Genomic DNA, 5,233 nt, shown 5'->3' with positions numbered 1-5,233 from the left:
CCCCCCCCCCCTCCCCCCGGCCCGTTCCTTTGTTTTTGTCGCCCCGGCGGTGGGGGGGCCCCCCCCCCCCCGCCGCCCCCCCCCCGGGGGGGGTGGGGGGGGCCGGGGGGGGGGGCGGCCGGGCGGGCGGGGCGGGGCGGCCCCGGCTCATCGCCGGTCCGGGGTCCAGGTGGTCACCGCCCAGATCACCACGATGTCGAGGGCGATCACCAGAATCGACCACCACGGGTAGTACGGGAGCCACAGGAAGTTCCCGATGATCGACAGGGCGGCCAGGAATACCGCGGTGACCCGCGCCCAGACCGCCCCCGCCAGCAGACCGATGGCCGCGATCACGATCAGCGCGCCCACCACGATATGCACCCAGCCCCAGGTCGTGGTGTCCAGCCGGTACAGGTAGTCCGGTCCTTCGACGAACAGGTCGTCGGCGGCGACGGCGGAACCGCCGGCGAAAATGGACAGCACCCCCGCCGTGAGCAGCAGTACCGCGACCCCGATCGAGGTCACGGCCGCCACCCCCTGCGAAACCGGGTTGCGGCGCGAACCTGTCGTCTGCGTCATGAGGCCTCCTCGTCCGATCCCCCGTGGACAGATATGCCGTATCCGGGTCGACGGCCGCGTCACCCGGAGCGGATGAAGTCTGCGGACCCTCAGTCCGAGATCCGGCTGCCGACCGTATGCACGATCACGACATCGGGATGCCAGGGCACCAGGTCGTGCACCGACTGTTCGAGGCTGTCGGTGGGTGGTAGATCGGCCGGGGACAGCACCTGGATCGTCGCGGTATCGGATTGCAGGGTGACATCGGTGACCTGGGCTCCGGGCACATCCGCCAACCAGCTGCGGGTCGCGGCGGCGATCTGGCCGGCCCACAGCGACGACAGCGAATTCACCACCATCGGCACGGCCACCACGATCAGCCCGGCCGCCAGCACCGCATACGCGCGCCCGCGCCGCCGGGCGCCCGCCCCGGCCTCGGACGGGAAGCCGGTGATCACCAGCACCACGGTGGCGGTGATGATCATGGCGACCATATTGGACGCGAACAGGACGAAAGCACCCAGCGCCAGTCCCGGCGCGCTCGACCCCAGGCAGACACCCACCACCGCCAGCGGCGGGACGAGCGAGATCGCGATGGCCACTCCGGGCAGGACATCACCGACATCGCGCCGGATGATCGCCACCACACCCACCAACCCGGTGGCCAGCGCTGCGGTGAGGTCCATCAGTTTCGGGGAGGTACGGCCGATCACCTGGGAATTCGACAGCACGTTCGTCGGATTCGGCAGCACCTGCGCGAACAGGAAACCCACGAACACGACCAGGACGATCCCGGCCAGCACGAGAAGCAGGCTGCGACCCACGAGCTCCCCGCGCCCGGTGGCGATACCCAGACCCACGCCGAGGATCGGCACCGACAACGGGGCGACGATCATCGCGCCGATCACGGTCGCGGTCGAATCGCCCACCACCCCGGAGGCGGCGATGACACCGGAGAGGGTCAGCATGATCCAGAAAGCGGAACGCTTCGTGGTCGTCGCACCGACGCCCAGGTCGAGCCGGTCGGTGAGCTCGTCGAGCGTTCGCCGTTGACTTGCGGGGACCAGCACTGACATGGGCCTGACCTCGATCCGGTTCGCGCGGCGCACGAGTGACGTCATGCCGGACCGCCGCGCCGCACCACCGGCGGGGCCCGACGACCTGCTCGAATACTGGCGATTGTGCCCAGCGGTGCGCCGGACGGCCTCATCCACAGGGGGTGAACCAAGAGCACGCTCAGTTATCCGATTCGCGCACCCGGACCCGGGCCTGGGCGTACGCGGTCAGGGTTGACCAGCAATGGGTCAGCGAGCCCTCGCAACCGCTGAACCCGAAGGTCCGGACCGCGTTCGGCCACCGCGGTCCCGGCCGTTGCGGACACCGGACCGGCACCGAGGGGCACACATACCGTGCCGACGCGGCCGTGCCGACCGGTTTCCGATGGTGCATGACGGCACCATCGCGCACCGTCCGGAGTGGTCGCATCACCCGCGCGGAGTGATCACCGCGGCGCAGCAGTGAAACGGTCTCGGCACGCCCGAGGGCCTGCTCGTACCGGGTGTGTTTGCCCGGTACCACGCCGGGTACGGCCTCCGAAGACACCAGGCCGGCGGCACGGTCACGGCGTCGGCCGACAACGCCTGGGAGGTGTGGACCGATGGCCATCTGCGATACCTGCGGCAACGATTACGACAAGACGTTCACTGTGAGCCGTGACGGCCGGTCGTGGACATTCGACAGTTTCGAATGCGCCGCGAGCGAACTCGCACCGGTTTGCGCACACTGCGGTTGCCGGGTACTCGGCCACGGTGTCGAGGCGGCGGCGCAGGTCTTCTGCTGCGCGCACTGCGCGCGCCGGGCCGGACACCAGTCATTGGCCGATCACGCATAGCGCGAAACCGGACAGACCGTCACCTCGCTCGCCGCCGTGCCCGTTCCAGTTCGGTTGTCGCGCTGCGGACCTCCTGACGGGCGGCGCGTTCCGCCTGCCGCGCGAAACGATGCTGCTCCTCGGCGGCGGCGAGTTCGGCACGGAGTTGCGCGAGCCGCTCCTCGCAGCGCCGGAGTTCCTCGGCGGCTCGGCGGGCCTCGTGTTCGGCGGCTTCCAGCGCGGTTCGCGCCTGCTGCTCCGCAGCGAGTAGTTCTTCCGCTTCGCGTGCCCGCCGGCGCGCCTCGTCGTCGGTACGCGCACCGCCCGCGCGCGTCCCGGACGTCTTCTGCCCGCGGGGCTTGTCCCTGGTCTCAGCGGTATCGTCGTCTTCCCGCACGACTGTCAGGTCCGGGCCCACGGCGCCGAAACCGGCGTAGTTCGCCGCCGACGCCAGCGTCGCCGTGCGGACCCTGTCGGCCACTTCGGGGTCGGCTAGGGCGGCGGTCAGAGTCTCGCCGACCTGGCGCAGTACGGTCTCGGTCACCGTCCTGCCGTGCTCGGCGGCGATCGCACCGGCCCGTGCCGCGAGCGCGTCGACCACCTGCCGCCGCTGCGCGGTGAGCGAGCGCAGTTGTTTTCCGGACAGTTCCCGCTGCGCGGTACGTAGATCCGCCCCCAGCCGCAGCAGGGCCGCCACCTCATCGGGTGCCGCGCGTACCAGCATGTTCACTGTCCATGCCGCCACGGTGGGTTTGCGCAGGGCCGCAATTCCGGCAGCCAGTTCCTTGTCCCCCGCTGCCTTGGCGGCCCGCACCTGCTCGTCGCGCGCGGCCACGAACTCCGCGGGCGTTCGCCCGTACAGATCCGCGGCCACCTCGCCCAGGCTCATACCGCCCGAGCCTAATGCGCGCGGCGGCGCGACAGGCCGCGGCTGGGCGGCGGATGTCATTTCCCGGTGGCCGCCCGTTCACCCCGCGGCCGGCTGATGGAAAACTGGGGAGATGGGTGCCCCCGCGATCGAGGCGCCGGCCGGGCGGCCGCGTTGGTTGCTGCGCAGCAGTGTGTGGTCGGCCTATCTGCTGGCATTGGCGGTTGTCACCGTCGTGTTCGGATTGCCGACCGACCGGATCTATCAGGCCGTCTGGATCATCGTCGGGATCGCCGCGTTCAACCCGGATCGGCCGTGGCGCGAACATGTGCGCACGCTGATCGATTGGGTCCCACTCATCGCCGCGCTGGTGGTCTACGACCATACCCGCGGTATCGCCAACACCCTCGGTATGCCGGTGCGGGTGGAGGAATTGGTGACGGCGGAACGCTGGTTGTTCGGCGGCACCGTTCCGACCGTGTGGCTACAAGACCATCTGATCCACGACGGTGTCCAACCGTGGTGGACCTTGTTCACGGGAATGGTCTACACCAGCCATTTCGTAGTCCCCTGGCTGATCGCCGCGATCTTCTACGTCCACTCCCGGGAACGCTGGTCGAAGTACATGCGCCGGATCGTGCTGCTGTCCTATCTCGGTCTGCTGACCTATGTCCTGGTACCGGCCGCGCCGCCCTGGTATGCGGCCCGCGAGGGCGTGCTCGGCGCCGAGGTCTATCGGGGAACCGGATTCGGGTTCCACCTGGTATCGGTGGATGTCAGCGGGGACTGGCTTGCGGCGCAGGGCAACCCGGTCGCAGCGCTGCCGTCGTTGCACTCCGCGTTCGCCCTGCTGGTGACGGTCGCGTTGTGGCCGCTGGCGCGGAACTGGTGGTGGAAGATCCCGTTGGCACTTTTTCCCGTGGCGATGGCGTTCACGCTGGTCTACGGCGGCGAGCACTATGTGGTCGACGTGCTGGCGGGTTGGGCGTATGTCGGGCTGACGATTCTGCTGGCCCGCGCCTGGGAACGACGACGCAAACCGGCCGAGCCCGAGTCCGAGCCGGACGCGCAGCCGGCGCCCTAACCGCCCGGCGGGCCCTATTCCTGCCCGGCCCACGGGGCCAGCAGCAGATTGCATGCCCGGCGCATATCGGCCGCGGCCTCCCCCGCCTCCAGTAGCCCAGCGGTGGCCCAGGTCATGATGCCGTACGCGGTTTGTTCCGCCAGCCGGGCGAGCTGGAGATCTCCGGCATCCGGGTCGGTGATACCGGCGACGGCGATGATGCGGTCCCGCATCGTCACGTTGTCCGTGCCCGTCTCGGCCGATCGAACGGCATTGGCCGACACCAGCATGGCGCGGCCGAGCCGGGGACGCCGGAGCAGCTCGACCACCGCATTCTCCAGGAAATCCGCCACAGCGCCCACCGGGTCACCGGGATCTCGCGGAGGCGCGGGCAGATTTTCGACGGCGGTCGCCAGTACCCCCCAATACAGGTGATGTTTGGACGGGTAGTAGCGGTACAGTGTGCCGAGCGCGACCCCGGCGGCCGTCGCGATCTCCGACATCTGAACCCGTTCCAGACCCGATTCCGCACCGAGCCGGGCGGCCGCGCGAAGGATGGCGCGCCGGCGTTCCTGCTGCCCCGTGGTGGACGGTTGCCCGGGTTCACGGGGCTCCGCTATCCGTGGCACGGCCCACCTCCGATTCGAAAAACTAGAATTCACTCTAACAGGTAGGTCGGTGGGGGGGGGGGGGGGGGGGGCGCCCCCCCCCACCAAAAAACAACCCCCCCCCCCGCCCCCCGCCGCGAGGGGGGTTTTTAGGGCGGGGCGGCCGGGCTGGGGGCGGTTTCGGGTCTGTAAGGGGTTAAGTTGGCGGAGAACGCGACGGCCGCCGGGGTCGCGCTCGGCACACTGTACCGCTACTACCCGTCCAAACATCACCTGTATTGGGG

At 69.7% G+C, this 5,233-nt stretch carries 7 protein-coding genes; 3 read left to right on the top strand and 4 right to left on the bottom strand.

Annotated features, from left to right (window positions below; all coding sequences use genetic code 11):
- Nucleotides 1-147: 147 nt before the first annotated feature.
- Together QH195_RS30660 and QH195_RS30655 are read right to left on the bottom strand one after the other, a co-directional pair.
- Nucleotides 148-561: a DUF7144 family membrane protein gene (locus QH195_RS30660; RefSeq protein WP_280425051.1), complete on the bottom strand. Its 414-nt coding sequence runs from the start codon at nt 559-561 to the stop codon at nt 148-150.
- Nucleotides 562-650: 89 nt separating this feature from the next.
- Nucleotides 651-1,616 carry a TIGR00341 family protein gene (locus QH195_RS30655; RefSeq protein WP_280437940.1) on the bottom strand — a complete coding sequence of 322 codons (966 nt, stop codon included), beginning with the start codon at nt 1,614-1,616 and terminating at the stop codon, nt 651-653.
- A 581-nt stretch (nt 1,617-2,197) separates the two neighbouring features.
- Here QH195_RS30655 and QH195_RS30650 point away from each other — a divergent pair.
- On the top strand, nt 2,198-2,431 hold the full coding sequence (locus tag QH195_RS30650) for a hypothetical protein (RefSeq protein WP_280425049.1): 234 nt from the start codon (nt 2,198-2,200) through the stop codon (nt 2,429-2,431).
- A 19-nt stretch (nt 2,432-2,450) separates the two neighbouring features.
- On the opposite strand, the gene QH195_RS30645 is transcribed toward QH195_RS30650, so the two are convergent.
- On the bottom strand, nt 2,451-3,299 hold the full coding sequence (locus QH195_RS30645; protein WP_280437939.1) for a hypothetical protein: 849 nt from the start codon (nt 3,297-3,299) through the stop codon (nt 2,451-2,453).
- 112 nt (nt 3,300-3,411) lie between these two features.
- Between QH195_RS30645 and QH195_RS30640 the strand changes: the two genes are divergently transcribed.
- Complete coding sequence (locus QH195_RS30640) at nt 3,412-4,362, top strand: phosphatase PAP2 family protein (RefSeq protein ID WP_280437938.1); 951 nt, start codon at nt 3,412-3,414, stop codon at nt 4,360-4,362.
- Nucleotides 4,363-4,376: 14 nt separating this feature from the next.
- Here QH195_RS30640 and QH195_RS30635 read toward each other — a convergent pair whose 3' ends face one another.
- Nucleotides 4,377-4,970, bottom strand: a complete 594-nt coding sequence (locus QH195_RS30635; protein WP_280437937.1) for a TetR family transcriptional regulator — start codon at nt 4,968-4,970, stop codon at nt 4,377-4,379.
- Nucleotides 4,971-5,150: 180 nt separating this feature from the next.
- Between QH195_RS30635 and QH195_RS35115 the strand changes: the two genes are divergently transcribed.
- The coding region (locus QH195_RS35115; RefSeq protein ID WP_348537363.1) for a TetR family transcriptional regulator at nt 5,151-5,233 on the top strand (83 nt) is incomplete at its 3' end.

Source organism: Nocardia carnea (genome assembly GCF_029868855.1).
Taxonomy (GTDB): Bacteria; Actinomycetota; Actinomycetes; order Mycobacteriales; family Mycobacteriaceae; genus Nocardia; species Nocardia carnea_A.
This window is presented reverse-complemented; position numbering and strand designations above follow the sequence as displayed.

Excerpts from the sequence above, each read along its gene's own strand:
- QH195_RS30640 (WP_280437938.1), top strand. The coding sequence starts at position 3,412 with ATGGGTGCCCCCGCGATCGAGGCGCCGGCCGGGCGGCCGCGTTGGTTG.
- QH195_RS30655 (WP_280437940.1), bottom strand. The coding sequence starts at position 1,616 with ATGTCAGTGCTGGTCCCCGCAAGTCAACGGCGAACGCTCGACGAGCTC.
- QH195_RS30645 (WP_280437939.1), bottom strand. The coding sequence starts at position 3,299 with ATGAGCCTGGGCGAGGTGGCCGCGGATCTGTACGGGCGAACGCCCGCG.
- QH195_RS30660 (WP_280425051.1), bottom strand. The coding sequence starts at position 561 with ATGACGCAGACGACAGGTTCGCGCCGCAACCCGGTTTCGCAGGGGGTG.
- QH195_RS30650 (WP_280425049.1), top strand. The coding sequence starts at position 2,198 with ATGGCCATCTGCGATACCTGCGGCAACGATTACGACAAGACGTTCACT.